A 24,780-nucleotide genomic window follows, 5' to 3' on the forward strand; every position below is an offset into this window, starting at 1 on the left:
GCGTCCCCAGGCATGCCTCAGCCGCCGACATGCGTTCTGCTCCCCCACCCCCGCCGTTTCCCCCTGCGTCCAACTGCACCCGGGCGCATCTGGGCGCAAAGGGCGGGGCTGGACGAGTCAGGACAAGAGGCGCATAATCGAACACATGTTCGCAGGTCTACAGGGGTCGCTGCTCGACCAGGTCGAGGAGGTCGGCGTGCGTCCGCTCGTAGGCGCCGTCCGTCGCACCGAGCTGACGCGCGGGGCCTGGGTCGACCTGCGCCCCGGCTTCATCACCGGCGCTGACGAGTTGTTCAGCCGCCTCATGCTCGGTGGCAGCGCGGGCGTCGACTGGCAGGGCGAGCGTCGCGTCATGTGGGACAAGGAGGTCACCACGCCCCGCTTGCTGCGCTTCTACCGCGGCGACGAACGCTGGCCCGACCCCGTGATGCGCGACGCCCAACGCGCGCTGAGCGACCATTACGCCCCCGAACTCGGCGAGCCGTTCACCACCGCCGGCATGTGCCTCTACCGTGACGGCCGTGATTCCGTCGCGTGGCACGGCGACAAGGAGGGCCGCTCGAGCACGAAGGACACGATGATCGCCATCGTCTCGATCGGCTCGCCGCGCACACTGGCGCTTCGCCCCGTCGGTGGCGGGCAGAGCCTGCGCTTCCAGATCGGCCACGGCGACCTGCTCGTCATGGGTGGCTCTTGTCAACGGACCTGGGAGCATGCCGTTCCGAAGACGACGAAGTCCGTCGGGCCTCGCATCAGCATCCAGTTCCGGCCCTACGACGTGAGATGAGATTCAACCCCGTGACGCATGCCGTCAGCCTGCAGCTGAGGGGCGTGGGACCACAGGACGCGCCCACGGCGCCCGCGCCTCGACGACCTGGGGAGCAGTAGCCATGCCCGACCCACGGCCCCGTTCTTCGACGCCCACTCTTGCGACCCGCAGTGTCGAAACCCTTGACGGCGCGCTCGACCGGATCGGGCGATCATCGTTCAGGGCGAAGTTCCATCTCAGCCCGGCCGATGCGCGGTACGCGCGCGATCGGGGGCGTCGCGAGATCGAAACCCATGCCGCGCGCTTCATCGGCGAGCGCCTCGCCGCTGCCGATCCCGACAACGACGGCCGGCAGACCCCGATGCGCGGCCATCCGGTCTTCCTGGCTCAACACGCGACGGCGACCTGTTGCCGCGGATGCCTCGCGAAGCACCACGGCATCGTCAAGCACCACCCGCTGACAGACGAGCATCAGGTCTACGTCGTCGCCGTCATCATGCGCTGGATCGAGCGAGAGTTGCGACGCCTCCCCCACGATTCCTGTCGCGCTCCGCTGCCCCCGTCCAAGCATCGGCGACCGGGCATGTCATCGGATGCGGCGCTCTTCTGAGCGATCCCCGCGGTATGTCGCACAACGCCCGTCACCCTGACACGACGAAGCGGGTGGAGCCCAGCACCTTCCCCGGTCGCTGGGTTCCACCCGCTCGTCCCATTATGCCGTGTCGCACCGAGTGCCTCATGCGTCGCGGAACACCGAAATAGTTGTGGAAGTTCGCGCTACCCAGAGCGCGAACCTCCACAACCCCTGGCCCAGCGGTCAGGCCGCAGCCGCCTCCGCGTCACGCTCGGCACGGTTGACGGCCGACAGGATCGCCATGAGCGACGCACGCACCGTCGATTCGTGGATGCCGACGCCCCACAGCACGCGGTCGCCGATGGCGCACTCGACGTACGCCGCAGCCTTCGAATCCTCGCCGGACGAGAGCGTGTGCTCCGTGTAGTCGAGCAGGCGCACGTCGACGTCAATGGTGCTCAGCGCGTCGAAGAAGGCGTCGATGGGTCCGTTACCCTCACCCGCGATCGTCACGGGCTCGCCGCGATCGAGCAGACGGACGGTGATCTTGTCGCGGCCGTCGTCCGTCGAGTCGAGCTGGCTGCCGACCGGCTTGAAACGACCCCAGGCGCGCTCGCCCTCACCGGTGCCGGGCAGGTACTCGTCGGAGAAGGTCGACCACAGCCACTGCGGCGTCACCTCGCCGCCGGCTGTGTCCGTCCACTGCTGCACGACGCCAGCGAACTCGATCTGCAGGCGGCGCGGCAGGTCGAGGTTGTACTCGCTCTTCAGCAGGTACGACACGCCACCCTTGCCGCTCTGGCTGTTGACGCGCACGACGGCCTCGTACGAGCGCCCGACGTCGTGCGGGTCGACGGGCAGATACGGCACACCCCAGACGAGCTCGTCGATCGACTTGCCCGTCTCCTTCGACTGACGCTCCATGTCGTCGAAGCCCTTCTTGATGGCGTCCTGGTGCGAACCGGAGAACGCCGTGAAGACGAGGTCGCCGCCGTACGGGTGACGTTCGCCGACGGGCAGCTGGTTGCAGTACTCGACCGTCGAACGGATCGTCTGGATGTCGGAGAAGTCGATCATCGGGTCGATGCCCTGACCGAACAGGTTCATGCCCAGGGTGACGAGGCAGACGTTGCCGGTGCGCTCACCGTTGCCGAACAGGCAGCCCTCGATGCGGTCGGCGCCCGCCATGTAGCCCAGCTCCGCAGCCGCGACACCCTCGCCGCGGTCGTTGTGCGGGTGCAGCGACAGCACGACGGACTCGCGACTGTCGAGGTGACGCGACATCCACTCGACCGAGTCGGCGTACACGTTCGGCGTCGCCATCTCGACGGTCGCCGGCAGGTTGATGATCATCTTGTGATCGGGCGTCGGCTCGATGACGCCGATGACCTCGTTGCAGATGCGCGCCGCGAATTCGAGCTCGGTGCCCGTGTACGACTCGGGCGAGTACTCGAAGTACACCTTCGTCTCGGGGATCGTCTCGGCGAGCTTCTTGCACAACCGCGCCCCCTGCAGGGCGATGTCGACGATGCCGTCCTCGTCGAGGTTGAACACCACACGACGCTGCAGCACCGACGTCGAGTTGTAGAAGTGGACGATCGCGCTCGGCGCACCCTTGATGGCGTCGAACGTCTTCTCGATGAGGTGGTCGCGGCACTGCGTCAGCACCTGGATCGTCACGTCGTCGGGGATGTGGCCGCCGTCGATCAGTTCGCGGACGAAGTTGAAGTCCGTGTCGGACGCCGACGGGAAACCGACCTCGATGTCCTTGTAGCCCATCTGCACGAGCAGCTTGAACATGCGCATCTTGCGCTCGGAATCCATCGGGTCGATGAGCGCCTGGTTGCCGTCACGCAGATCGACGGCGCACCAACGCGGCGCCTTCTCGATGATCTTGTCGGGCCACGTGCGGTCGGGCAGGTCGACCTTGATCTGCTCGTGGAAGGGAACGTACTTGCCGATCGGCATCGTCGTCGGCTGCTGAGATCCGTGCATGGGTGGTGTTCGCCTCACTGCGTTCGTTGCGGGTGCCGGCCGAGCACCATTCAACCCCGCGGTGAGGATGGCCGACTAGTTGGCCCCACCGCGGCAACGAAGAAGGAGACTCACTCCCCGAACCGTGCGCATGCCACCAAACCTAGGGGTGACGCGCCCCACACCACCACCCGCACGTCGCCGTCGTCCAGCAGGCGGACGGCGGCGGGCTGCCGCAAGCTTCCTCGCCGGCGGTGCGTCGCTACCGCGCGCTCATCCCACCACAGGATGACGACGGCGCGGCGTGAATAGCTGGGCGGGTGAACGACATCTGGAGCCGCGGGCCACGTGCGCGACGCTGGATCATGGCGGCCGAGGGGCTCCTTGCACTTGCCCTGACAGGGCTGTCGCTCAGCGTCATGTCGGGCCGCAACGGCTCCGGGTGGGGCGTGGCGGCGAACGTCGCGATCTTCATTGCGTTCCTCGTCCGCCGTCACACCCTGCGCCTGATGTTCGTCCTGGCGGCAGCAGGCGGCGCCATGCAGCTCGTCGACCCGCACGCCTTCATCATCTTCGGTGACTTTCTCTACGCCCCGATCTGCGCCGAGCTCGGCGTGCACCGCGACGCGCGCGTGCGCCGTCTCGGTCTCATCACGGGCGCGCCCTTCGTCCTGCCGCGCCTGGTCGCCATCTTCGGACGCCTGCTCGGAGCCGGTCCCGACGCGCGCATCGCACGCCGCAACGCCGTCGCCGACCCGATGCGCACGACGCGCGCCACGCTCGGCCTCGTCATCGGCGTGCTGCTCGGTTCGGTCGGCGCGCAGTCGCTCATCGGGGCCGGCAACGACGGTTTCATCTGGGGTCTGCCGTTCGAGGTGCTCGCCGTCATCGTCCGGGCCGCTCTCGCGCTGGTCCTCGTCGCGGCCCTGCCGCCCGCGCGTCGCGCCACGACGGTGACGCCCGCCGAGGCCCTGCGCGTCGCGTGACCTCCACGCTGTGCGAACGCGGCCCAGACGAGTTGAGGTCCGAAACTCTGCACTGCAGGGTTTCGGACCTCAACTCATCTCGTGAGGACTGCAATCACGCATTGCGGACCTTCAGACCTCAGGCAAGCGGTCGGCGACGAGCGCTCAGCGTCGGATGTCGGGCGCGCGGCGGATGACGAGGTACTTCTCGCTCAGTTCCTCGATGGCGAACTTGCCGATCGGGATCTCGGAGACGACGAGTTCCTCGTCGAGCGAGAACGGCGCGATCTTCGTCGTCACCTCACGCACGACCTCGCCGCCGCGGATCGTCTTGTACGTGTTGGTGATCTCGACGCGCCCGTCCTTGACCGGAACCGTCTGACGCCACCGCTCGTAGGTGTTGCGCCCCATCGTCGAACTCGCCGTGCGCACGAGCTCCTCACCCGTGTCGACGACGCCATACGCGCGGCTCATGAGGATCGGTGCGCCCTCGGGCAGCACCTGCGCCATGCGATCCCAGAACGCGAGGCGCGCGCGTCCGCCGAGGAAGTAGATGACGTTGAACAGCAGCGCGCCACCGATCTGCTCGGGCATCCACGCGTCGAGGATCGAGTTCGGCACGACGGTGGCGCGTGCACGCAGCGGGTCGCGCTCGGCGATGCGCATCATGAGCATCGAGCGCATCCACGGGTCGGGTTCGACGGCGATGATCTCGGCGTCGGGGAACTGCTCGGCGAGCGCGACCGTCGTCAGGCCCGAGCCGGGGCCGATGTCGACGAGCGGCAACTCAGGCTTGAACCCGGCTCCCTCCCAGGGAATCCCGCCGACATAGTCGGTCTCGGGGTTGATCGGCAACCGCAGCACGTCACCGAACTCGGCCCACGCCTCGTGGTCCTTCATGTGCTCACTCATACGAAAACCTCAGAGGTTGAATCCCAGCTTGCCCAGCTGCTTCGGGTCGCGCTGCCAGTCCTTCGCCACCTTGACGTGCAGGTCGAGGTAGACCCGCTGCCCAAGCAGCTTCTCGATGCCCTCGCGCGCCGTGGTGCCGACCTCGCGCAGCCGCGATCCGCCGCGGCCGATGATGATGGCCTTCTGGCTGGGACGCTCGACGAAGATGTTGACGCGCACGTCCATGAGGGGCTTGTCGTCCGGGCGATCCTCACGCGGCACCATCTCCTCGACGACGACGGCCAACGAGTGCGGCAACTCGTCACGCACGCCCTCGAGCGCGGCCTCGCGGATGAGTTCGGCGATCATGACGGTGTCCGACTCGTCGGTCAGCACGTCGTCGGGGTACAGCTGCGGCGACTCGGGCAGGTAACCCAGCAGCACGTTCGCCACATCATCGACCTGCTTGCCCGAAACCGCCGAACACGGAACGATCGCGGCCCACTCCCCGAGACGGTCGACCTCGATGAGGTGCTCGGCGAGTCGCTCCCGATCGACGGTGTCGGTCTTCGTCACGAGCGCGACGACGGGCCGCTTGCGCACGCGCTGCAGCTCGGCGAGGTCCTTCGCGATGAACTGATCGCCCGGGCCGATCTTCTGGTCGGCGGGCAGGCAGAACCCGATGACGTCGACGTCGAGCAGCGTCTCGCGCACGACGTCGTTGAGGCGCTCACCGAGCAGGGTGCGCGGCTTGTGCAGGCCGGGGGTGTCGACGAGGACGATCTGGCCGTCGGGGCGCGTCACGATCCCACGGATCGTGTGACGCGTCGTCTGCGGCTTGCTCGAGGTGATCGCCACCTTGTCGCCGACGAGCGCGTTCGTCAGCGTCGACTTGCCCGCGTTGGGCCGCCCGACGAGGCAGGCGAAACCGGCGCGGTAGATCTCGCCGTCGTGGGTCGTGTCGTGCTCGGTCATCGATCCGTCTCCTCGCCGCGCGTCTCGGCGCTGCGCTCGTCCCCACGCCCGTCCGGGTCGGTGGGATCTTCGGGTTCCACACGCTCGACGATCAACGTCGCGAGCTGGTGGCGTCGTCCTGCCATCTTCTCAGCCGTGAGGCGCAGCCCGTCGATCTCGCCGCTCGCGCCGACGAGCGGCACGCGCCCGACGAGCTTCGCGAGCAGACCACCGACGGTGTCGATGTCGTCCTCGTCGATGCTGACGCCGTACATCTCGCTCAGGTCGTCGATCGACATGCGGGCCGGAACGCGCGTGCGGCCGTCCCCCAGTTCCTCGACGCCGGGCGTCACGCGGTCGTACTCGTCGTCGATCTCGCCGACGATCTCCTCGACGATGTCCTCCATCGTCACGATGCCGGCGGTGCCGCCGTACTCGTCGATGACGACGGCGAAGTGGACGCGGTCGCGTTGCATCTCCTTGAGCAACGAGTCGACGGGCTTCGACTCGGGCACGAACGCGAGGTCGCGCATCACCTCGGAGATGGCGATGGTGTCCGCGTCGCCGGTGAGCGTGCGCCGCACGACGTCCTTGAAGTACAGCAGGCCGACGAGGTCGTCGGAGTTCTCGCCGATGACGGGCACGCGCGAGTAGCCGGAGCGCACGAACAGGTTCATCGCCTGGTGCAGGCTCTTGTAGCCGTCGATCGTGATCATGTCGGTGCGTGGCACCATGACCTCGCGCACGATCGTGTCGCCGAGCTCGAACACGCTGTGGATCATTCGCCGCTCGTCGGCCTCGATGAGGTCGGAATCCTCGGCGAGGTCGACGAACTCGCGCAACTCCGCCTCGGAGTCGAATGGGCCGTCCTTGTAGCCCTCACCCGGGGTGACCGCGTTGCCCAGCGTCACGAGCAGCCGCGCGAGCGGTGAGAGCACCGTGAGCGCGACCAGGACGGGCCGCGCCGTCGCGAGCGCCACCTTGTCGGCGTGCTGGTGGCCCAGCGTGCGCGGCGAGACGCCGACGAGCACGAACGAGGCGATCGCCATGACGGCGACGGCCGTCGCGAGGCTCGGCCAGAATGCGCCGTCGAACGCGCGTGTCGCGGCGACGGTGACGAGGACGGCGGCCGTCATCTCGGCGCCGACGCGCAGGAACGTCAGCACCATGAGCGCCGTCGCGTGGTTGTCGACGATGCGTCCGAGCGCCGAGGCGCCTGCGTGGCCCTCCTCGGCGAGCGCGACCACGCGGTGGCGCGTCACGCGCCCGAGCGCCGATTCGACGAGGGCGAAGACGAAGCCCATGACCACGCTGACGAGCGCGGCGATCAGCACGATGGTCACGTGCGGTTCACTCCCAAGGTCTGCGGGGTCACTCGCGCCCGGACGGCGGCGCGATGCGGATGGTGCCCGCCTCCGTGCTGCGCCCGCGGCTCGCGAGGTAGGTGAGCAGGATCGTGCGCTGCAGTTCGAACATCTCGACGCGCTCGTCCGGTTCGGCGTGGTCGTAGCCGAGCAGGTGCAGCACACCGTGGACGGTGAGCAGCAGCAGCTCCTCCATCGTGTCGTGACCGGCTGCGGCCGCCTGCGCGGCGGCGACGCTCGGGCACAGGACGATGTCGCCGAGCATGCCCTCCTGGGACGGCTCGCGCTCGCTGCCGGGCGTCAGCTCGTCCATCGGGAAGCTCATGACGTCCGTCGGGCCCGGCAGATCCATCCACTGCACGTGCAGCGTCTCCATCGCTGCCTCGTCGATGATGCGGATGCTCAGCTCGACGTTGGGGTGGACGAACATCGCGTCCATCGCATAGCGCGCGCAGTCGTGGATCTCGTCGAGCTCGACGTCGACGTCGGTCTCGTTGGCGATGTCGATCGTCATGCCGGCTGCCCCTCGCCGCCGGCGCGCGCCTCGCGGCGCTTCTTCGCCTCGGCGCGGCGACGCTCGGCTGCCGCGTCGTAGCGGCCGTAGGCGTCGACGATGTCGGAGACGAGGCGGTGACGCACGACGTCGCTCGAGTCGAGGTGGGCGAAGTGGACGTCGTCGATTCCGGTGAGCACGTCCTCGATGACCCGCAGGCCCGACGTCGTGCCACCCGGCAGGTCGACCTGCGTGACGTCACCCGTCACGACGATCTTCGAACCGAAGCCGAGGCGCGTGAGGAACATGCGCATCTGCTCGCTGCTCGTGTTCTGCGCCTCGTCGAGAATGATGAACGAGTCATTGAGCGTGCGCCCGCGCATGTACGCGAGCGGCGCGACCTCGATCGTGCCTGCGGCCATGAGCTTCGGGATCGAGTCGGGGTCGATCATGTCGTGCAGCGCGTCGTATAGCGGACGCAGATACGGGTCGATCTTGTCGTTGAGCGTGCCGGGCAGGAAGCCGAGGCGTTCACCGGCCTCGACGGCAGGGCGCGTCAGGATGATGCGGTTGACCTGCTTGGCCTGCAGCGCGGCGACCGCCTTCGCCATCGCCAGATACGTCTTGCCCGTACCGGCCAGGCCGATGCCGAAGACGATCGTGTTGCGGTCGATCGCGTCGACGTACTCCTTCTGCCCCAGCGTCTTCGGACGGATCGTGCGCCCGCGGCTGGAGATGATGTTCGTCGTCAGCACGTCGGCGGGGCGCTGCGCGTTCTTGCCGCGCAGCATGCCGATGGAGCGCTCGACGGCGTCACGGTTGATCTGGTGGCCCGCGTCGATCATCGTGAGCAGCTCACCGACGAGGGTCTCGACGATCGCCGCGTCCTCGCGCGGGCCGTCGATCGTCAGCTCGTTGCCGCGCGCAAAGACGAACAGGCGCGGGAAGGCGCGCTCGATCGTGCGCATCAGCTGATCCTGCGGCCCGAGCAACTGCACCATCACGACGTCGGGCGGGATGACGATGCGCGTCTGCTGCGAGGCAGCCTGGCCGTCAGGGTCGTGAGGGGTGCGCTCGGAGGGCGCGGAAGCGTCAGTCATCGTGTCTCCAGTCTAATGGTCGCTCGGGCGCTCAGACCCAGCGCGAGCGCGCGAGCAGGGCGGCGAGCGCCGCCGGGCCGGCCGACGACGAACGCAGCACGGTGGCGCCCATCCGCACCGGCGTCGCACCGGCCGCGACGAACGCGTCGAGCTCGGCGGGCGTGATGCCGCCCTCGGGGCCGACGACGAGCATCACGTCGCCGGCCGACGGCAGCTCGACCTGCGCCAGACTCGCCTCTGCGTCCTCGTGCAGGACGAGCGCGAGGCCGCCCTCCGCGACGGTGGCCGAGATCGCCTGCGCCGCAGCGTTCTTCGTCACGAGGTCACTGATGCGCGGGGGCGTCGCCCGTCGTGATTGTTTCGTGGCCGCCTCGGCCTGCGCCACCCATTTACGGCGGGCCTTCTCGGCGCGCTCACCCTTCCACTGCACGATGGAACGCTCCGCCTGCCACGGCACGACGGCATCGACGCCGAGCTCCGTCGACGCCTCCACCGCCTGCAGGTCGCGATCGCCCTTCGCGAGCGCCTGGACGAGCGTGAACGTCACCGCCGGCGGCGTCTCGCGCGTCACCTCCCGCACGTGCGCCGTCAGCTCGCCTTTCGTCGTCGCTGCGACCACGGCGTGCGCGACGAGGCCCTCGCCGTCGGCGAGCAGGATCTGCTCACCGACACCCATCCGCTTGACGGTGACGGCGTGGCGTCCCTCGTCACCCGCGAGCACGACCGGTGCACCCGGCGCCATGTCGTCGGACAGAGCGCCGGGTGCGACGAAGTAGAGGTGCGCGGTCACGCCTCAGCCCTTCCAGGCCTGACGCAGCTTGCCGAGCAGGCCCTGGTTGACGGGCTGGAACTTCGGCGCCGGCGAGTCCTCTCCGCGCGACTCGGCGAACTGACGCAGCAGGTCGGCCTGCTCGGCCGTCAGCTTGCTCGGGGTGCGCACGTTGGCGTGCACGAGCAGGTCGCCGCGGTTGTCGGTGCGCAGCCGGGTGACGCCGAGGCCCTTGAGGGTGATGACGTCGCCGGGCTGCGTGCCGGCCTTTATGTCGATGTCGCGCGAGCCGTCGAGCGTCTCGAACGGCACCGTGGCGCCGAGCGCCGCGGCCGACATCGGCAGCTCGAGCGAGCAGTGCAGATCGTCGCCCTGACGCTGGAACATCGGGTGCTTCTCGACGCGTACCTCGACGTACAGGTCACCGGCGGGGCCGCCGCCGGGGCCGACCTCGCCTTCACCGCGCAGCTGGATGCGCGTGCCGGTGTCGACGCCGGCGGGCACCTTGATCGTGATGGTGCGCGTGTCGCGCTTGCGGCCGTTGCCGTCGCACTCGAAGCACGGGCTGTCGATGATGTCGCCGTACCCCTGGCACGCGGTGCACGGACGCGACGTCAACACCTGGCCGAGGAAGCTGCGCTGCACCTGCTGCGTCTGCCCCGCACCGCCACACACGTCACACGTGTGCTTGCCCGTGCCGGGACGCGAACCGTCGCCATGACAGGTCGAGCAGACGACGGCCGTGTCGAACGTCAGCTCCTGCTCGCCGCCGAAGACGGCCGTGGCGAGTTGGATGTCGAGCGGCAGCAACGCGTCCTGGCCGTGCTGGACACGGCTGCGCGGGCCGCCGCCTCCCCCTGCGGCACCCCCCGTGAAGAACGCGTCCATGATGTCGCTGAAGCTGAACCCGGCGCCACCGAACCCGGCCCCGGCGCCACCGCCGGGCGCGTATGGGTCCACGCCCTGGTCGTAGGCCGCCTTCTTCTGCGGATCGCCGAGCACGTCGTAGGCCTGCCCGACGCGCTTGAACTCCTCGGCCGCCTCCGGGGAGGGGTTGACGTCGGGGTGCAGCTTGCGGGCCTTCTTGCGGTAGGCGCGCTTGATCTCCTCGACGGAGGCCTCACGCGTGACACCGAGTTCGGCGTAGTAGTCGTTCACGAGCATCCTTGCTTTCGACGGGTGAAGATTTCGTCACTCATGTGGTCGTGGTGCGCCCGAGCCATCACTGCTCGAGAAGTTCGGAGACGTAGCGGGCGACCGCTCGCACGTTCGCCATCGTCTGCGGATAGTCCATGCGGGTCGGGCCGAGCACACCGAGCGTCGCGACCGCGTCGCTGCCGTAGGCCGTCGTCACGAGCGAGGTCGACTCGAGGCCTGCGAAGTCGTTCTCGGCGCCGATGCGAACGGTCACCTCGTGCGTCGGATCGTCGTCGCGTGTGCTGATGAGGCGCATGAGGACGACGTGCTCCTCCAGCGCCTCGAGAACACGGCTGACGCTGAGGCCCGCGTCGTCGCGCAGCCCCGCACGCGCAAGGTTCGCCGTCCCCGCGAGCACGACACGCTCCTCCCGGTCCTCGGCGAACACCGCGGCGATCGTCGCGACGATCGTGTCGACGTCCGCACGCTGCCCCGGCTCGAACTCCGCGCCCAGCTCGGTCATGGCCGCGGCGGCCTCGGTGAGCAACCGCGCGCCGGAGACCTCGTTGACGCGCGCTCGCAGCGTCTGGACGAGGCGTTCGTCGTCGGCGGAGGCGACGGAGACGAGACGCTGCTCGATGCGGCCTGAGTCGAGGATGACGACGAGCGACAGGCGCCCCTCGGCGACCGGCACGAGCTCGATGTGCCGCACCCGTGAGCGCCGCAGCGACGGGTACTGCATGACGGCGGCCTGGTTCGTCAGCATCGCGAGCAGCCGGGCGGTGCGCTCGACGATGTCGTCGAGGTCGACGCTCTGACGCAAGAACGTCTCGATCGCGCGACGCTGTGTCGCGCTCAGCGGCCGCACCTGGCTGAGGCGGTCGACGAAGATGCGGTAGCCGGCATCGGTCGGCACGCGACCGGCCGAGGTGTGCGGCGCGGAGATGAGACCGGCGTCCTCGAGGGCGGCCATGTCATTGCGGATCGTCGCGGCGGAGACGCCGAGCTGATGACGTTCGAGCAACGCCTTCGAACCAACCGGTTCGGACGTCGCGACGTAGTCCTGCACGATGGCGCGCAGCACCTCGAGCCGCCGTTCGTCGCTCATGCGCTCACCTCCCGCGCCTCGATACCGTCCTTCGATCTGCAGTCCGTCCAAGGTTGGCACTCACGCCGAGCGAGTGCCAAATCATGCGGGGTGTGTTCGCCCACAGCGTCGCGGGCGATTCCCTCGCGCCGTCGTCCATCGTCCGTCGGTCGGCAGGCGCACTCTCCCCAGCCCTCGGCGACGCCGCGACGGGCGCCTGGCTGCGTCCGCGGCCATCGTTCTCGGCGCGCCTCGACGGCGGTTGTCGGTGGGCGGTTCTACCCTGATCGCCATGACCGACCGTTACGGCTCCGACGTCCTCTCCGGTGATTGGCGCGCGCCTCGACGCGGGCGTTCGCGCGAGGTGCCCGCTGAGCTCGACGTCGTCGTCGAGGACGCGCAGAGCGGGTACGTCGGCGCCGTCGTGCGCGTCGAGAAGTCGGGCGGGCAGCACGTCGTGTTCCTCGAGGACCGCTTCGGCAAGGCCCGCGGGTTTCCGCTCGGCGCCGGCTTCCTCATCGACGGCGAACCCGTGACGCTCGTCGCGCCCCGTCCCGCCGACGCCGCACGTCTCGACGAGCACCAGGCGCGGGCCGGGCGGACGGCGTCCGGTTCGCTCGCCGTCCCGGGGGCGAAGGCGCGCGTCGCGCTGGGTTCGCGCATCTTCGTCGAGGGTCGGCACGACGCCGAACTCGTCGAGAAGGTGTGGGGTGACGACCTGCGCATCGAGGGCGTCGTCGTCGAATACCTCGAGGGCGTCGACGATCTCGCGGCCGTCATCGGTGACTTCCGACCCGAGAAGGGACGCCGCCTCGGCATCCTCGTCGACCACCTCGTGCCCGGCACGAAGGAGGCACGAATCGTCGAGAAGGCACGCGCCCTGCCGCAGGCGCGCAACCACGTTCTCATCGTCGGCCACCCCTACGTCGACGTGTGGCAGTCCGTACGACCCGAGCGGCTCGGCTGGTCGAAGTGGCCCGTCATCCCCAAGGGGCAGTCGTGGAAGCACGGCATCCTCGCCGAGCTCGGCTGGCCGCACACGACACAGGCGGACGTCGCGCGCGGATGGAAGCAGATCCTCGGCACCGTGCGCACCTACGCCGACCTGCAACCCGAACTGCTCGGACGCGTCGAGGAGCTCATCGACTTCGTCACCGACCCCGCGCAGCAGTGAGACGCCGGGATGTCGCGGCGTGCGCCGACGTCATCCCCGGGATGGACGCCGGGGCCCGCGAATGTCGATCCCGCGGGGGATGCGCTGGGGACGCAGACACGGAATCATGGTGAGTGAACGAGAGCTTCACCCTTGGACACCAGGAGACGTCGTGAGCAACCCCCAGCAGTACCCCTACCCCGACGAGCGCACGCAGGGCCAAGGAGCCGGACGGCGGGCCAGCCCTGCGTACGGCGCCGAGCCGCCCGTCACCGGCCAGGGCCACCTCAGCGATGACGAGCGCGCCGCCTCGATCGTCGCGCACCTGTCGGCGCCGGCCGCGGCGATCCTGTCCGCGGGGTGGGTGAGCTTCCTCGGACCGCTCATCGTGTGGTTCATCTACAAGAACCGGTCCGTCGCGGTGCGCCGCGCAGCGGCCGGGGCGTTCAACTTCAACGTCGCGTTCTCGATCCTCTACATCGTCGGCTGGATTCTCGTGTTCACCGTCATCGGTCTGCCCGTCGCACTGGTCCTGTGGCTCGTCATCTTCGTCGTCGCCGCGTGGTGCCACATCAAGGGTGCGCTGCGCTCGGCGCGTGGCGAGAGCTACGACTATCCGTTTCAGATCCGCATCCTGAGCTGACGCGGCTCACCTCGCGCGACGCGCCGCACGCCTGCACCACACTCCACCTGAGCGCTGGGCGCGGCCTCCACCCCTGACGACGCTCACTCGGCACCCGGTGCCGCGGCGCTTCGTCCTATCCGATTTCAGAAAAGAATCACGATCCCTGCCCCAGGGCCTGCTTGGCGGCGAACGCGGTCGCGGCGCCGATGACGACACCGACGAGGATGGCGTAGGCCGCCGCCACCATGTCCGCGAGCGCCTCGACGCCGCTGTTGTCGTCCCTGGTCTCGAGCAGCTGCGTCGCGAAGAGGAAGATGGGGCGACGACACCGTCGTGGTGACCTCTCTCGGTGTTGAGCTGGTTGCGGATGCTCATCGGGATGCGCCGGTCGCTCAGCACGCGTCCAGCGCTCCAGGCGCGCCGAGAACAGCGTGATGAGCATGGTCATCGACAGGATGACGACGCCGGCGAGCTTCATGCCTGTGTGGCCTTCTGGTCGGTGGACGTCGCGGCGCCCGCCACGGTCTGCACGAAGGCGTGCCCCTCGCGCTCCTAGTACACGTCGCGCAGGTGCAGGATCAGCGCGAACTCGTCGAGGATGAGCGAGGCGCCCGCGCCGATGAGGATCGCCCCCAGCACGCGGAAAACCGAGCTCTCGGCCGCCGTGTTCATGACCGCGCCGGCCAGCAGCGCGAAGATGCCGTAGACGGCGTGGTGGGCGTGGACGCCGCCCTCGGAGACGTTGTCCTTGGACGGACCCTTGCCGGCGCGGATGAGGCGCGTCACGAGAAAGGTGACGACGAAGGAGATGAAGACGAACAGGAGCGGCAGCGTCGTCGTCGAGCAGTCGGAGGCGTTCATCGGCGACCCTTCGGTCGTCAGGGTCGGCGCAGGCGGGCACGCAGGGGCCCGGGGATCGCCCCTGAGGCTAGGCCAGCCCCGGGAGGTGGGCGTCTCGGTGCGCGCGGCTCAGATCGCGAGCAGCGCCCGCACGACGGTGTCGGTGAGCAGGCGACCACGTAGCGTCAGGCGAACTCGTTTGTCGCGCACCGCTGACGGGCCGTCGATCAGCCCCGAGGCGACGAGGCCGGCGACAGCGCGTCGCCCGTCGTCCTCGAGCATGTCGAGAGGAAGTCCCTCGGCGAGGCGCACCTGGAGCAGGACGCGTTCCTCATAGCGCTGACGCTCGTCGAGCAGTTCGCGTGCCAGCGCCGGCGAGAGCCCCGCGTTGACGCGTTGGGCGTAGGCGCGCGGATGCTTGACGTTCCACCAGCGCACCCCGCCAACGTGGCTGTGCGCGCCGGGGCCGACGCCCCACCACGGCTCGTCGCGCCAGTACGCGAGGTTGTGGCGGCACTGCGTCTGCGGCGAGCGCGCCCAGTTCGACACCTCGTACCAGTCGTACCCGGCATCCGCGAGCAAGGCGTCGGCGAGCTCGTACTTGTCGGCCTCGTCGTCGTCATCGGGCAGGGGCAGCTCGCCGCGACGCACCTGCGCCCCCATCTTCGTGCCCTCCTCGACGACGAGGGCGTAGGCGCTGATGTGGTCGGGCTCCAGCGCGATCGCCGCGTCGAGCGAGGTGCGCCAGTCGTCGAGACTCTCACCCGGCGCGCCGTAGATGAGGTCGATGCTGACCTGCAGCGCGACGTCCTTCGCGGCGCGCACGGCGCGTTCGACGTTGGCCGGGTCGTGCGTCCGTTCGAGCGTCGCGAGCACGTGCGGGACGGCCGACTGCATGCCGATGCTGACGCGCGTGAAACCACCGTCGGCGAGGGTGCGCAGGTAGGTCTCGTCGACCGAATCGGGGTTGGCCTCCGTCGTGATCTCACACCCCTCGGCGAGGCCGAACACATCGCGCGCCCTCGCGAGGATGCGGACGAGGTCGTCGGCGGGCACCATCGTCGGGGTGCCGCCGCCGATGAAGACGGTCTCGATGACGGGGACGCCACCCGGCGCCTCGCCCAGTTCGCGTGCCGCGAGATCGAGCTCCCGCAGCGCAGCGTCCGCGTACGTGCTGACGCTCGCGCCCGGCTCACCGAGCTCGGTGAGCGTGTAGGTGTTGAAGTCGCAGTAACCGCAGCGCGTCACGCAGAACGGCACGTGGACGTAGAGCCCGAACGCCCCGCCCGCCAGCGTCGCGAGCGCAGCGGACGGGAGAGCACCGTCGTCAGGGGCGGGGATTCCGTCGGGCATCTGCGGCATCTGGTCATTGTCGCACCGCTCGGCGTCGCACCGTTGCCGTCCATCCCCGCCGCGCCCAGCTCCTCGCCGCGTTCAGGCGTGACGCAGAGCGCGCTGGTGACACACCGCGAGCAGCGAGCTGATCGCGCAGACGCTCCAGGTGCCGAGCAGGAAGAGGTACAGCGCGCCGCCGGCCCACGTGAAGATCGCGTGGTGCGAGCTGCGCCCCAGCATCGTCGAGCCGAGCACGAGCGTGCCGACGGGGAACGTCATGCCCCACCAGCCTGGGCTGAACGGCATGCGGTTCGTGAAGCCACGCATCGTCATGGCGAGCGCCCAGGCGACGAGCGGCACCCCGATCGTCAGCATGACGTAGCCGTAGACGTGCCCGGCCTGGGTCGCCGTCGTCGCGAAAGGGCCCTGCAGCATCGACGCCGACTGCCTCGCGATGGCCTGCGCAGCCGCCGTCGACTGCCCGACGACGCCGAGCGGCAGCCACGCGGTGATCGACGCGGCGAGCGGCAGCGGCTCGACGAGCCAGTGGTGGCGGTAAGCGATCGCAAAGATGATGATCCCGAGCACGAGCGCGACGAAGAAGCAGGCCGCGCTCGCGAGCAGCACCCACACGCGCGCCTGCGGGTCGCTCAGCCAACCGACGATGCCGGCGCCGGCGGTCGCCGAGACCATCGGCGGCACGACCGCCAAACCCCACGCGGTCGTCGGTGTGCTCGGGTCGGCGACGAGCAGACGGGCCGGCACGGCGACGGCGGTGGCCAGGCCGATGACGGTGCCGACGACCCACAGGACGAGGTCGGCCCGCCAGGCTGCGTCCCTCAGGGCTGCGGAGATTGTCGGGAGCACCGCCGATGTCGCCGAACCGACGGCGAGGACGCCCATCGACACCATGCCCCACTGCGCCATCGCGACGGGGTTCGCGATGCTCGCACGCAACGCGTCGCGGTCACGAGCGATACGGACGACGAACGCGGCGGTGAGGGCGACGAGCAACGAACAGGCGATGAGCCAGAACGCCATGGCGAGCAGGTGACCGAACGGGATGACGTCGGTGCGCAGTTCGCTCAGCGTCGCCAGGATGGCGCTGCCCATGACGCTGCCGTACCAAGCCGGCGACGCCGCGGGCACCGTCGTGTTCGCGAAGAACGAGCCGGCGGTGCGGTGAGGCAAGACGCCGGTGGCGGTGGCTGTGCTCATGGGTTCCATGCTCCCGCCGTGTCGGCTCGCCCGGTAGCCCTATATCCGGCATGGGGGTATGCGCTTCGCATATAGGCTGGGGTGGTGACGACCTGGCCCGACCTCGCGACGCTCGAACTGCTCGTGGCACTCGCCGATGAGGGCTCGCTCAGTGCGGCCGCCCGACGCTGCGGGGTGGCGCAACCCAACGCGAGTCGCAGCATCGCCCGGCTGGAGCGCAGGCTCGGCCTGTCGCTCATCCATCGCGCGACGACCGGTGCCCGCGTCACGACCGACGGCCTGCTCGTCGTCGAATGGGCGCGCGCGACGCTCGAAGCGGCGCACGCCCTCGAGACGGGAGCCGCGGCACTGCGCGCTCGTACGCAGGCGCCGCTCGTCGTCATGGCGAGCCAGACGGTCGCCGAACACCTGTTACCGGGATGGATCGCGGCGTGGCAGCACGCCGCGGGTGGCGCGGGCGCCGGTGGCGCTTCCCCCCACGACCCATCGCTTGGCGAGACGCGCGGCATCTCGGTAGCCGTCGGTAACACGACGGAGGTGCTCGCCGCGGCACGCGGCGGTGAGGTGGATCTGGCGTTCATCGAGGGCCCCGGCGCTCCGCGCGGGTTGAACTCCGTCGTCGTCGCGCATGACGACCTCGTGCTCGTCGTCGCGCCGCAGCATCCGTGGGCCACGCGCTCACGTGTCCGCGCCGAGGAACTGGCGGCCACACCGCTCGTCGCGCGCGAGTCGGGCTCGGGCACGCGGGTGGCCCTGCGCCGCGCCCTCGCGCCGCTCGATGTCGCTCCCCCGGCGCTCGAGCTGGCGAGCAACGCCGCCGTGCGGGTCTCCGCCGCGGCCGGGACGGCTCCCGCCGTCCTCAGCCGACTCGCTGTCGACGACGCGCTGCGTGCGGGCACCCTCGTCGAGGTCGGCGTCGACGGCGTCGACCTCACCCGCAACCTGAGGGCCGTCTGGGCCGGCCCACGGCGGTTGACGAACCCCGCCGCCGCGGCGCTTTTGGCCACGGCGGCGGGGTGAACGTCACTTCTTCTTCTTGGCCGAGACGTAGATCGGGATGATGCCCTCGACGGCGACCGTGCCGTCCTTGACGAGGCGCCCCGTCACCTTGACGTCGACCTGGAACGGCGGCTCCTTGTCCCAGTCCTCCGGCGTCGTCTCGGCGACGCACTCGATGTCGCCGGGCGTCTTCGCGACGTAGTCGAGCGTGATGCCCTTGGGGATCCAGCGCATGTCGTCGGGCGTCGTCGCCTCCGCGAGCAGCCCCATGGCGCACTCCATGCCGTTGGCGATGGCGATGGCGTGCACGGTGCCGATGTGGTTCTGCACGCCCCACCACTTCTTGATCTTCACGACGCCGCGGTGCGGCTCCATCGTCTGGATCATCGGGGCGACCGTGCGGAAGTAGGGCGCCTTGAGCGCGAACGCGGCCGAGAACGCTGCGCGACCCGCCTTGTCGTTCTTCGCGGTGAGCTTCTTGTACATGCCGTAGACCTGATTCATGGCGCCAAGGTTACCCGCGAGTATCGGCGTTCGCGCCCGATCAGCCGCCCCGGGGACACCGACCCCGACGCCGTGGGGGCTGCGCGGCACCGCTCAGTTGGCTCGCTTCACCTCGAGGTCGCGCACGATGCGCTCGACCTTGAGACCCTTCGTCTCGAAGCGGGTCGTCGTGCGGCCCTCGAAGCGCGGCGCGAACCCTCCGCGCGCGCCCTCGGGATCGACGTGGCCGTCCCCGGCGTCCGCGAGGCGCCCGGTCCACGGGTTGGTGAAGCGCGGCGACGCCTCGACGACGTCACGCATGTGCCAGGCGTAGTCGGCCCAGTCGGTCGCGAGGCGCCAGGTGCCGCCGGGCACGAGGACGTCGGCGACGACGTCGGCGAAGCCGAGCTGCACGAGACGACGCTTGTGGTGCTTCGTCTTCGGCCACGGGTCGGGGAAGAACGTCCACACCTCGTCGACACTGCCCGGCGCGAAGAGCCGATCGAGCGCTTCGGAGGCATCGATCTCGATGAGACGCACGTTCGTCACGCCCGCCTGGACGGCCTTCGAGATCGTCTGCGCGATGCCGGGACGCCACACCTCCAGAGCGATGAAATCCGTCTCGGGGTGCTCGAGCGCTGCATGGACGATCTGATCCCCCGCGCCCGAACCGATCTCGACGACGAGCTTGGCCCGGCGTCCGAACACCTCGGCGATGTCGAGACGGAAACCGTCGACGGGCTCGGTCGTCCCCGGCTTGCGGGGAACGTCGAGGACGTACTGCTCACCGTTGTCACTCAGCGCACGATGGTGACGCTCCGGCATCCGGCCGCCGCGGCGCGTGAACGAGCGCGTGCGTGCGAGCGGGCGCGGCCCGACCTGCGGGTGCTCCCCCGCGCCCTCCGACGGCTGGCCGGACGTCGCACCCGGAACGTAACCGGGCTTGCTCACTTCTTCTTCTCCGCCGACTCGCCCTGGCTGAGCGCGGCGATGAAGGCCTCCTGCGGCACCTCGACGGAACCGACCATCTTCATGCGCTTCTTGCCCTCCTTCTGCTTCTCGAGCAGCTTGCGCTTGCGGCTGATGTCGCCGCCGTAGCACTTGGCGAGCACGTCCTTGCGGATGGCGCGGATGTTCTCACGGGCGATGACGCGCGTGCCGATGGCCGCCTGGATCGGCACCTCGAACTGCTGACGCGGGATGAGCTCCTTGAGCTTCGTCGCCATCATCGTGCCGTAGGCGTACGCCTTGTCGCGGTGCACGATGGCGCTGAACGCGTCGACGGTGTCGCCCTGCAGCAGGATGTCGACCTTGACGAGGTTGGCGCTCTGCTCCCCCGCTGGTTCGTAGTCGAGCGAGGCGTATCCGCGCGTCTTCGACTTGAGGGCGTCGAAGAAGTCGAACACGATCTCCGCGAGCGGCAGCGTGTAGCGCATCTCGACGCGCTCCTCGGACAGGTAGTCCATGCCGAGCAGGTTGCCGCGGCGGGTCTGGCACAGCTCCATGACGGCGCCGATGTACTCGCTCGGCACGAGGATCGTCGAACGCACGACGGGTTCGGTGATGTCGGCGATCTTGCCCTCGGGGAACTCGCTCGGGTTCGTCACCTCGCTGACGGCGCCGTCGTCCGTCGTCACCTGGTAGACGACGTTCGGCAGGGTCGAGATGAGGTCGAGGTTGAACTCTCGCTCGAGGCGTTCGCGCGTGATCTCCAGGTGCAGCATGCCGAGGAAGCCGACACGGAAACCGAACCCGAGCGCTGCCGACGTCTCCGGTTCGTAGACGAGCGCCGCGTCGTTCAGCTTCAGCTTGTCGAGGGCGTCACGCAGGATCGGGTAGTCGGAACCGTCGATCGGATACAGACCCGAGAACACCATCGGCTTCGGGTCGGAGTAGCCGCCGATCGCCTCGGACGCGGGCTTCGCGGCGTTCGTGACCGTGTCACCGACCTTCGACTGGCGCACGTCCTTCACCCCGGTGATGAGGTAGCCGACCTCGCCGACGGACAGGCCCTTCGTCGGGATCGGCTCGGGCGAGTTGACTCCGATCTCGAGCAGCTCGTGCGTCGCGCGCGTCGACATCATCTCGATCTTCTCGCGCGGGCTGAGCCGGCCGTCGACGACGCGGACGTACGTGACGACGCCGCGGTAGGTGTCATAGACGGAGTCGAAGATCATGGCGCGGGCCGGCGCGTCGGCGTCACCGACGGGGGCAGGCAGCTTCTCGACGATGACGTCGAGCAGTTCCTCGACACCGACGCCCGTCTTGCCGGAGACCTTGAGCACGTCCTCCGGTTCGCAGCCGATGAGACCGGCGATCTCCGCGGCGTACTTCTCGGGCTGCGCGGCCGGCAGGTCGATCTTGTTGAGCACCGGGATGATCGTGAGGTCGTTCTCCATCGCCAGGTACAGGTTGGCGAGCGTCTGCGCCTCGATGCCCTGCGCGGCGTCGACGAGCAGGACGGCGCCCTCGCACGCGGCCAGCGAACGCGACACCTCGTAGGTGAAATCGACGTGCCCCGGCGTGTCGATCATGTTGAGGCAGTAGGTCGTACCGTCGAGCTCCCACGGCATGCGCACAGCCTGGCTCTTGATCGTGATGCCGCGCTCGCGCTCGATGTCCATGCGGTCGAGGTACTGCGCACGCATCGCCCGATCCTCGACGACGCCCGTCTTGCTCAGCATCCGGTCGGCGAGCGTCGACTTGCCGTGGTCGATGTGCGCGATGATGCAGAAGTTGCGGATCTGCTCCGGCGGCGTCGCGGCGGGCTCGAGTGCCTTGCGGGCCATGGGTGACAACGTGATACCTCGAAGTTCGTCGGGTCGGCGTTCGTCGCCGCGCGCCCTGGAGGCGGCGATGACGCATCGATCTGCGGCCGCACGTCGCGCCCCGCGAGGAGCACGCCGGCGACCCTTCATTCTTTCACGCCCCGACGCCCCTGCCGCACGCGTCACGTACGACGGCCGACGCGACACGTGCATCCAGCGCACGCGAAGAGAGCCCCACTACGATGCGAGACAGATACGCGTCGATCGGGTGTCGTCGAGCACGCGTTGTCGAACCGACGAGGCATCACCCACGCCATACCGGTCGACCCGACGAGCCACTCCCCCCCAGGAGGCCAGCCCATGGATCTCGACAGCACCCTTCGCCCCGCGGCAGAGCGCGTCAAGCAATCCGCCGTCGTCTCCGCACTGATCGTCGCCGCGCTGTGGATCATCGAGGCCCTCGACGTGCTGACGCACCACGCCATCGACCCGGCCGCCTCCCTGAAGGCCTGGGAGGTGAGCGACCTGTGGTCGATCTTCACCATGCCGTTCGCACACTACGGGTGGGCTCATCTCGAGGCGAACAGTGCGTTGCTGCTGCCGCTCGGGTTCGTCCTCGCCCTCAGCGGCCTGGCCGTCCTCGCGCGTGTGACGTTCATCGTCACGTGCACGTCGGGGCTCGCCGCGTGGCTGCTCAGCCCGCCGTACACGGCCGTCGCGGGTGCCTCGGGCGTCGTCTTCGGGTGGCTGACGTACCTCATCGTCCGAGGATTCTGGACGCGCCGCTGGCCCGAGGTCGTCGTGGGGCTCGTCCTCGCCGTCGTCTACGGCAGCGTGCTGTGGGGTGTGCTTCCGCAGAGCACCCACGTTTCGTGGCAGGGTCACCTCGGTGGCGCGATCGGCGGTGTTCTCGCCGCGAAGCTCGTCAGCGATCGGAGGGCGTCCTCAGGCTGATCCGCACGGCCCGAGCGTGCCCACGATGACGGCAGAGCTGGGCGAATCAGCGCGGCCACCTCGCGCCACCAGGGGCGCGATCAGCCTGCGACGGCGGCGCGGCGCGACGTCCATGCCGAGACCAGCGTGATGACGGCGCCCGCCGCCGCGAGCACGGCACCGACGCGCGAGCACCACTCGTACCCGAGCCCCGCGTCGAGGACGACGCCGCCGAGCCAGGCGCCGAGGGCGTTGGCGGCGTTGAGCGTCGCATGGTTGAGAGCGGCGGCGAGTGACTGGCCCTCGTGAGCGACATCCATGAGCCGCGTCTGAATCATCGGCACCATGATCGTCGCACGCAGCCGAGCAGGAACACGAACACGACGGCGCTGACCTTGTTGTGCGCGGCGAAGCCGAAGAGCGACAGGATGATCGCGATCGTCACGAGGCAGCCGAAGATGCCGCGCATGAGCCCCCGCATGGCGACGCGTTCGGACAGGAACGCACCCGCCGTCATGCCGATGCCGTAGATGACCAGGATGACCGGCACGACGGCGTCGGAGAAGCCGGTGAGCTCCGTCATCGTCGGCGCGATGTAGCTGAACGTCGAGAACATGCCGCCGAAGCCGACGACACCGATTGCGAGCGCGAACCACACCTGCGGGCGCGTCAACGCCTTCAGTTCACCGGTGACGGACGTGACGCCCAGCGAGCCCTGGTGCGGGATCCACAACCACACCGCAACGACGGTGAGCAACGCGACGACGGCGACGAGGGCGTACGGCCACTGCCAGCCCAGATGCTGCCCGAGCCACGTCGAGACGGGCACGCCGACGATGTTCGCCACCGTCAGGCCCGCGAGCATCATCGACACAGCCCAGGTGCGCCGGTGCTTCTCTACGAGGGTGGCCGCCACGACGGCGCCGATGCCGAAGAACGCGCCGTGCGGCATGCCCGCGACGAAGCGCGCGAGCAGCAGCATCGGGTAGCTCGAGGCGAGCGCCGAGCCGATGTTGCCGACGAAGAACGCAACCATGAGTCCGAGCAGGACGTTCTTGCGCGGCACCTTCGCGAACAGCATCGTGACGAGCGGTGCACCGACAACGACGCCGAGCGCATACGCCGACACCGCGTGGCCCGCGCTCGGGATCGAGATGCCGAGGCCCCGCGCGATCTGCGGCAGCAGCCCCATCGTGACGAACTCCGTCGTGCCGATGGCGAAACCGCCAAGGGCGAGTGCGAGGATCGCGAGGCCGGCTCGCGGGTAGCTGCCGTGGCGGTTCGAGCGTTCGGCGTCGACGGCCTCGTCGTCGCAGATGTCATGCAGCGTGGTTGCTTCGGTCACCGATCCATTCTTCCGCACCCGAAACCCCACCCCGACCCGGTGACGGGGCTCGCGGGCGTGCGTTTCATCACCCGCCGTCACCTGCGTCCGCCGTTCGCGTGAGAGCGCAACCAGGCGGTCGGCGCGCGCCCCGCACCCGTTGCTCCCCCGGACGGACTACGTTCGGACCATGAACCTGCGCACCGTCGCCGTCCGCCTCTCCCGCGCCCTCGCACGTGGGGGCATGAATGCGCTCCTCGACCCCGAGCGCCGTGGAACGTCGTCCACGCAGCGCCGCACCGACGCCACGGTCGGGCCTGACGGACGCCGTGCGGGTGCACCGACGTCGCACCGTCACGACGACGCGCCCAGCGCTCGTCCGGGCGGCCCTGCGCACCCGTATGGTGGCGACTGGACGGCACCGCTACCCACGACGGCCTATGCGCCGCATGCCGACGGGCATCCCGATCCGGGTGAGGTCGTGTGGGCGTGGGTGCCGTACGAGGAGGACCACTCGCAGGGCAAGGATCGTCCGGTTCTCGTCATCGCCCGGCACCCGGAGCTGGAAGACGTCGTCCTCGCGCTTCCACTGACGAGCAAGGATCACGACCGTGACGCCGCGCAGGAAGCTCGGGCGGGGCGTCACTGGATGGATGTCGGCTCCGGCGCCTGGGACAATCGCGGACGACGCAGCGAGGTGCGCCTCGACCGGGTCCTGCAACTCGACGTCACCAGGGTGCGGCGCGAGGGTTCACACATCGACGAGCAGACGTTCGACGCCGTCATAGCCGCCGCCCGCACCCGCTCCCTGGGCCGCTGAGCACCCCGCCCCAACGGCGAGTCCCGTCTACATCGGCGATTTTCGTCCACATTCGCAAACGGCGTCCCCCGGAAGCTGTTGAAGCGCCCTGGGTCTGATGGAGACTCGCGCTATTTGATTCCGATCAGCAGATTGCTGTCGTTGGGGACAGCATAGAACGCGTTCTCGAACTCGGCGGGTGGGACGTCTCCGAGGTATCCGTGGA

Annotated in this window: 26 protein-coding genes; 8 read left to right on the forward strand and 18 right to left on the reverse strand. The window is 69.2% G+C overall.

Annotated features, from left to right (window positions below):
* The first annotated feature begins 145 nt into the window (after positions 1–145).
* The gene (locus NQ706_RS09785) at positions 146–787 is read left to right on the forward strand and encodes an alpha-ketoglutarate-dependent dioxygenase AlkB (protein WP_038568664.1); all 642 of its coding nucleotides are present in this window, start codon (positions 146–148) and stop codon (positions 785–787) included.
* A gap of 103 nt (positions 788–890) precedes the next feature.
* Complete coding sequence (locus tag NQ706_RS09790) at positions 891–1,379, forward strand: DUF4186 domain-containing protein (RefSeq protein WP_051805966.1); 489 nt, start codon at positions 891–893, stop codon at positions 1,377–1,379.
* Between the two features lie 207 nt (positions 1,380–1,586).
* Here NQ706_RS09790 and leuA read toward each other — a convergent pair whose 3' ends face one another.
* Positions 1,587–3,338 (reverse strand): 2-isopropylmalate synthase, encoded by a 1,752-nt coding sequence (gene leuA, locus NQ706_RS09795; RefSeq protein ID WP_038568666.1) that lies wholly within the window; start codon positions 3,336–3,338, stop codon positions 1,587–1,589.
* 299 nt (positions 3,339–3,637) lie between these two features.
* Here leuA and NQ706_RS09800 point away from each other — a divergent pair, with 299 nt between their 5' ends.
* Positions 3,638–4,303 (forward strand): hypothetical protein, encoded by a 666-nt coding sequence (locus NQ706_RS09800; RefSeq protein WP_038568668.1) that lies wholly within the window; start codon positions 3,638–3,640, stop codon positions 4,301–4,303.
* 144 nt (positions 4,304–4,447) lie between these two features.
* On the opposite strand, the gene NQ706_RS09805 is transcribed toward NQ706_RS09800, so the two are convergent.
* From NQ706_RS09805 to hrcA, 8 genes are all read right to left on the reverse strand, one after another.
* A complete protein-coding gene (locus tag NQ706_RS09805) occupies positions 4,448–5,194 on the reverse strand; it encodes a trans-aconitate 2-methyltransferase (protein ID WP_235181929.1) in 747 nt (248 codons plus the stop codon).
* A gap of 9 nt (positions 5,195–5,203) precedes the next feature.
* Complete coding sequence (era, locus tag NQ706_RS09810; RefSeq protein WP_038568670.1) at positions 5,204–6,148, reverse strand: GTPase Era; 945 nt, start codon at positions 6,146–6,148, stop codon at positions 5,204–5,206.
* Complete coding sequence (locus NQ706_RS09815) at positions 6,145–7,470, reverse strand: hemolysin family protein (RefSeq protein ID WP_038568672.1); 1,326 nt, start codon at positions 7,468–7,470, stop codon at positions 6,145–6,147. Before NQ706_RS09815 ends, era begins: the two co-directional genes overlap by 4 nt.
* A 28-nt stretch (positions 7,471–7,498) precedes the next feature.
* A complete protein-coding gene (gene ybeY, locus NQ706_RS09820; protein WP_006944324.1) occupies positions 7,499–8,005 on the reverse strand; it encodes an rRNA maturation RNase YbeY in 507 nt (168 codons plus the stop codon).
* Positions 8,002–9,084: a PhoH family protein gene (locus NQ706_RS09825; protein ID WP_051805967.1), complete on the reverse strand. Its 1,083-nt coding sequence runs from the start codon at positions 9,082–9,084 to the stop codon at positions 8,002–8,004. The genes ybeY and NQ706_RS09825 overlap by 4 nt, the downstream gene beginning before the upstream one ends.
* A gap of 31 nt (positions 9,085–9,115) precedes the next feature.
* A complete protein-coding gene (locus NQ706_RS09830) occupies positions 9,116–9,874 on the reverse strand; it encodes a 16S rRNA (uracil(1498)-N(3))-methyltransferase (protein ID WP_038568674.1) in 759 nt (252 codons plus the stop codon).
* A 3-nt stretch (positions 9,875–9,877) separates the two neighbouring features.
* Positions 9,878–11,011, reverse strand: a complete 1,134-nt coding sequence (gene dnaJ, locus NQ706_RS09835) for a molecular chaperone DnaJ (protein ID WP_038571127.1) — start codon at positions 11,009–11,011, stop codon at positions 9,878–9,880.
* Positions 11,012–11,075: 64 nt separating this feature from the next.
* Positions 11,076–12,098, reverse strand: a complete 1,023-nt coding sequence (gene hrcA / locus NQ706_RS09840) for a heat-inducible transcriptional repressor HrcA (protein ID WP_038568676.1) — start codon at positions 12,096–12,098, stop codon at positions 11,076–11,078.
* A gap of 271 nt (positions 12,099–12,369) precedes the next feature.
* Here hrcA and NQ706_RS09845 point away from each other — a divergent pair, with 271 nt between their 5' ends.
* Positions 12,370–13,251 (forward strand): DUF3097 domain-containing protein, encoded by an 882-nt coding sequence (locus NQ706_RS09845; protein ID WP_038568678.1) that lies wholly within the window; start codon positions 12,370–12,372, stop codon positions 13,249–13,251.
* A gap of 151 nt (positions 13,252–13,402) precedes the next feature.
* The gene (locus NQ706_RS09850; protein ID WP_038568679.1) at positions 13,403–13,873 is read left to right on the forward strand and encodes a DUF4870 domain-containing protein; all 471 of its coding nucleotides are present in this window, start codon (positions 13,403–13,405) and stop codon (positions 13,871–13,873) included.
* 136 nt (positions 13,874–14,009) lie between these two features.
* On the opposite strand, the gene NQ706_RS09855 is transcribed toward NQ706_RS09850, so the two are convergent.
* The 4 genes from NQ706_RS09855 to NQ706_RS09870 all read right to left on the reverse strand — a co-directional run bounded on the left by NQ706_RS09855 (position 14,010) and on the right by NQ706_RS09870 (position 17,248).
* Positions 14,010–14,333 (reverse strand): hypothetical protein, encoded by a 324-nt coding sequence (locus NQ706_RS09855; RefSeq protein ID WP_038568681.1) that lies wholly within the window; start codon positions 14,331–14,333, stop codon positions 14,010–14,012.
* Positions 14,334–14,407: 74 nt separating this feature from the next.
* Positions 14,408–14,716: a hypothetical protein gene (locus NQ706_RS09860; protein ID WP_051805969.1), complete on the reverse strand. Its 309-nt coding sequence runs from the start codon at positions 14,714–14,716 to the stop codon at positions 14,408–14,410.
* 108 nt (positions 14,717–14,824) lie between these two features.
* The gene (gene hemW / locus NQ706_RS09865; protein ID WP_038568683.1) at positions 14,825–16,057 is read right to left on the reverse strand and encodes a radical SAM family heme chaperone HemW; all 1,233 of its coding nucleotides are present in this window, start codon (positions 16,055–16,057) and stop codon (positions 14,825–14,827) included.
* Between the two features lie 72 nt (positions 16,058–16,129).
* Positions 16,130–17,248 (reverse strand): TDT family transporter, encoded by a 1,119-nt coding sequence (locus NQ706_RS09870; RefSeq protein WP_051806421.1) that lies wholly within the window; start codon positions 17,246–17,248, stop codon positions 16,130–16,132.
* Between the two features lie 84 nt (positions 17,249–17,332).
* On the opposite strand from NQ706_RS09870, the gene NQ706_RS09875 reads away from it, so the two are divergent.
* Positions 17,333–18,268: a LysR family transcriptional regulator gene (locus tag NQ706_RS09875; protein WP_038568685.1), complete on the forward strand. Its 936-nt coding sequence runs from the start codon at positions 17,333–17,335 to the stop codon at positions 18,266–18,268.
* Between the two features lie 3 nt (positions 18,269–18,271).
* Here NQ706_RS09875 and NQ706_RS09880 read toward each other — a convergent pair whose 3' ends face one another.
* The 3 genes from NQ706_RS09880 to lepA all read right to left on the reverse strand — a co-directional run bounded on the left by NQ706_RS09880 (position 18,272) and on the right by lepA (position 21,519).
* Complete coding sequence (locus NQ706_RS09880) at positions 18,272–18,751, reverse strand: hotdog fold domain-containing protein (protein ID WP_038568687.1); 480 nt, start codon at positions 18,749–18,751, stop codon at positions 18,272–18,274.
* 93 nt (positions 18,752–18,844) lie between these two features.
* Positions 18,845–19,681, reverse strand: a complete 837-nt coding sequence (gene trmB, locus NQ706_RS09885) for a tRNA (guanosine(46)-N7)-methyltransferase TrmB (RefSeq protein ID WP_038568688.1) — start codon at positions 19,679–19,681, stop codon at positions 18,845–18,847.
* Positions 19,678–21,519 (reverse strand): translation elongation factor 4, encoded by a 1,842-nt coding sequence (gene lepA / locus NQ706_RS09890; RefSeq protein ID WP_038568690.1) that lies wholly within the window; start codon positions 21,517–21,519, stop codon positions 19,678–19,680. The genes trmB and lepA overlap by 4 nt, the downstream gene beginning before the upstream one ends.
* A gap of 339 nt (positions 21,520–21,858) precedes the next feature.
* Between lepA and NQ706_RS09895 the strand changes: the two genes are divergently transcribed.
* Positions 21,859–22,452, forward strand: a complete 594-nt coding sequence (locus NQ706_RS09895) for a rhomboid family intramembrane serine protease (protein ID WP_051805970.1) — start codon at positions 21,859–21,861, stop codon at positions 22,450–22,452.
* An 80-nt stretch (positions 22,453–22,532) separates the two neighbouring features.
* Here the strand turns inward: NQ706_RS09895 and NQ706_RS09900 are convergent, their stop codons facing one another.
* Together NQ706_RS09900 and NQ706_RS09905 are read right to left on the reverse strand one after the other, a co-directional pair.
* Positions 22,533–22,769 (reverse strand): hypothetical protein, encoded by a 237-nt coding sequence (locus NQ706_RS09900; protein ID WP_404360837.1) that lies wholly within the window; start codon positions 22,767–22,769, stop codon positions 22,533–22,535.
* The gene (locus NQ706_RS09905; RefSeq protein WP_404360839.1) at positions 22,766–23,776 is read right to left on the reverse strand and encodes an MFS transporter; all 1,011 of its coding nucleotides are present in this window, start codon (positions 23,774–23,776) and stop codon (positions 22,766–22,768) included. Before NQ706_RS09905 ends, NQ706_RS09900 begins: the two co-directional genes overlap by 4 nt.
* 169 nt (positions 23,777–23,945) lie before the next feature.
* Between NQ706_RS09905 and NQ706_RS09910 the strand changes: the two genes are divergently transcribed.
* The gene (locus NQ706_RS09910; RefSeq protein WP_038568692.1) at positions 23,946–24,575 is read left to right on the forward strand and encodes a type II toxin-antitoxin system PemK/MazF family toxin; all 630 of its coding nucleotides are present in this window, start codon (positions 23,946–23,948) and stop codon (positions 24,573–24,575) included.
* The last annotated feature ends 205 nt before the right edge of the window (positions 24,576–24,780 follow it).

It is taken from the genome of Dermacoccus sp. BD5 (genome assembly GCF_044878485.1).
In the GTDB taxonomy this organism is placed as follows: Bacteria; Actinomycetota; Actinomycetes; order Actinomycetales; family Dermatophilaceae; genus Dermacoccus; species Dermacoccus nishinomiyaensis.